The organism is Mesorhizobium sp. M4B.F.Ca.ET.089.01.1.1, assembly GCF_004022605.1.
Lineage (GTDB): Bacteria > Pseudomonadota > Alphaproteobacteria > Rhizobiales > Rhizobiaceae > Mesorhizobium > Mesorhizobium abyssinicae.
The window spans coordinates 1-1,805 of sequence record NZ_RZOS01000736.1; the positions used below are offsets into that span (position 1 = coordinate 1).

The following is a 1,805-nucleotide window of genomic DNA, read 5'->3' on the forward strand; positions in this document are numbered from 1 at the left end:
CTGCATGGTGTTGACGCGGCCGCGCGCCACATGCGGCGCCGAGGCGTCGGCGGCGTCGAGCACGCTGTCGATGAAGCGCTCGATCTCGTAATTGGCGATGTCGTCGATGCTCTCATTGTCGCTGAGATGATCGAGCAGGTGCGCCGCCGCCTGGTGCAGCCACGGCTCCAGCGTGATCGCCGCCTGCGCGAACAGCGGCGCCGACGAGGGCAGGTCACGGCGCCGGCGAGCCCAGTCGGGATCGATGTAAAAGGCGAGGAACAGGCCCGGCCTGCCATCGTGCGACAAGGCATGGCTGTGCGGCTGGAAGGAGTTGATGCCGGCGGCGGTGTCTGGTCCGAGCCGCACCGTCTCGCGGCCGATGGTCATCTCGCCGGCCGTGCCGTCCAGCCAGATGATCAGATGCGCCTCGACATGGGCATGGGTGACGAAGTCGTTGGCGACATTCAGGACAGAAACATGTCCGAACCGGCCCCAGTAGAGCCTGATCGCTTCCGTCATGGGTATATCCTCCCGCGGGCGACTGGCCTCCCTTCGCCCGCCCAGCGATTGTGCGGCGGGCGTCGGGCGCTCGTCAAGGCGCGTGCGCCAGGCCTCACAGGCGCCTTGCGCCGCACGGGCGGATTTTCAGACTGAGCGATAGGAGCCGGATCCGGTCCGGCCTAGTCGCTGCGCCGGAAGTTGCGGATACGGTCGAACAGCACTGCGAGCAGGATGGCGCCGCCGATGAAGGTGCCTTGCCAGAAGGCGTTGATGCCGAGCAGGCCGAGGCTGTTGCGGATCACCTCGATCAGCGCCGCACCGACAATGGCGCCGAAGGCGGTGCCGACGCCGCCCGCGAGGTTGGCGCCGCCGATGACGGTGGCGGCAATCACCTGCAATTCCATGCCGGTGCCGATGTTGGTGGTGACGGCGCCCAGCCAGCCGGTCTCGATGATGCCGGCAATGCCGGCGGAGAGCGCCGAGATCATGTAGACCGCGACCTTGATCTGCTTGACGGGAACACCGGTCAGCGTCGCCGCGTGCTCGTTGCCGCCGATGGCCAAGATGTGCCGGCCGAACTTGGTCCAGCGCAGCGTGAAGCCGGTGATCAGCGCCAGAAGGATCATGTAGAGCACCGGATTGGCGATGCCGAACACCCAGGCGCCGCCGCCCAGCGCCAGCAGCTTGTCGTGGTCCGGACCGAACTGGAAGACGACCGTGTTGTTGGAGGCGACCATGGCGAGGCTGCGCGCGATGGACAGCATGCCGAGCGTCACCACGAACGGCGGAAAGCCGAGATACGCGATCAGAATGCCGTTGAAAGCGCCGATGACGAGCGCTGTCAGGATGGTGGCGAGGATGCCGACTTCGATGCCGTAGCCGGCATGCATTGTGACGGCCAGCACCATCGAGCACAGGCAAAGCACCGAGCCGACCGACAGGTCGATGCCGCCGGTGATGATGACGAAGGTCATGCCGAGCGCGACGATGGCGACGAAGGTGATGTTGCGGGTGATGTTGTAGAGGTTCTTCTGCGTGGCGAAGGCGTCGGTGGCGAAGGACAGGAACAGGCAGGCGAGGATCACCGCGATCACCACCCAAAAAGTCTGGCTGCCAAGCAGCCGCGACATGAAGGTGTGCTGCTTCTGCGCGATCGTCTGGTCAAGGGTGACAGCCATTATCGACCTTTCCTGCCGGGCCGCGCCAGCACCGTAAATTCCAGGGTTGCCGTGCTCATGCGACCTGCTCGATGGCGCCGGTGATCAGACCGGTTACCTCCTCGGGCGAGCTGGACGCGATGGTCTTGTCGGCCACTTTCCTGC

1 protein-coding gene and 2 pseudogenes are annotated in these 1,805 nt (G+C 65.5%); all 3 read right to left on the minus strand.

The window, feature by feature from the left end; genetic code table 11:
- Positions 1-501, minus strand: a pseudogene (locus tag EN780_RS33320) (AraC family transcriptional regulator); the annotation flags it as partial.
- A 161-nt stretch (positions 502-662) separates the two neighbouring features.
- Positions 663-1,661 carry an ABC transporter permease gene (locus EN780_RS33325; protein WP_128276385.1) on the minus strand — a complete coding sequence of 333 codons (999 nt, stop codon included), beginning with the start codon at positions 1,659-1,661 and terminating at the stop codon, positions 663-665.
- Between the two features lie 55 nt (positions 1,662-1,716).
- Positions 1,717-1,805: pseudogene (locus EN780_RS41010) on the minus strand (sugar ABC transporter ATP-binding protein); the annotation flags it as partial.